General features: G+C 78.8%; 1 protein-coding gene. It reads right to left on the reverse strand.

Annotated features, from left to right (window positions below; translation table 11 throughout):
- Positions 1-307: 307 nt before the first annotated feature.
- A complete protein-coding gene (locus tag ABEB16_RS22520; protein ID WP_345714375.1) occupies positions 308-475 on the reverse strand; it encodes a DUF3117 domain-containing protein in 168 nt (55 codons plus the stop codon).
- Positions 476-801 lie beyond the last annotated feature (326 nt).

The raw sequence follows: 801 nt of genomic DNA on the forward strand, positions 1-801 counted from the left end.
CTCGGCATCGTCGGCGTGATCGTGGTGGTCCTGCTGCAGGTCCTCGGCGGCGGGGGCGGCCACGCCCGTCAGGTCGGCGTCCGCGGGACCGGCCGGCACCACCTCCACCACCGGCATCGTCCAGCGGCGCAGCTGCGGCGGTGCTGCCTTCACGTCGGGCACGGGCGTCTCCTCGTTCGCGGGGCACCGGACCCGGCGCCGCGGACGGCGGGGGGACCCGGCACGGGGACCAGCACGGGTGTCGGCGGCTGCCGGACGGGGGTGCGGCCCCGCTGCGCGGGCGCAGCGGGGCCGCCCGCCGTCCCGGTCAGCCGACCACCGAGGTGATCGCGTCCCCGAGCGCGGACGCCTCGTCGGGCGACATCTCCACCACGAGGCGTCCCCCGCCCTCCAGCGGCATGCGCAGCACGATGCCGCGCCCCTCCTTGGTGACCTCCAGCGGACCGTCCCCGGTCCTCGGCTTCATGGCCGCCATCGGCGTGAACCCCTTCTCTCGGCGCGCGCCGGACGCGAGCCCCCACCTGGCGGGTCCGCGCGGCGTGATCCAGGCCATTATCCCCGGTGGCGGTCCGGGCCCGTACCGCCACCCGTGCGGCGCGCCGCGCGGGTGGCGCTGCGGGCCCGGACCGCGGCGCGGGCGGCGGTCTCAGGGCGCCCAGTCGGTGGGCGGGGTGAAGCGCCACAACCACACCACCCACCCGACCTGCAGGGCCAGGGAGCCGGCCACGAGCGCCGCCAGCGCCCCACCGACGCGCGCACCGGCCGCCTCACCGTCACCGGCACCGGCGCCGCCCTCGTGGG

Source organism: Kineococcus glutinatus, assembly GCF_039542765.1.
GTDB lineage: Bacteria > Actinomycetota > Actinomycetes > Actinomycetales > Kineococcaceae > Kineococcus_A > Kineococcus_A glutinatus.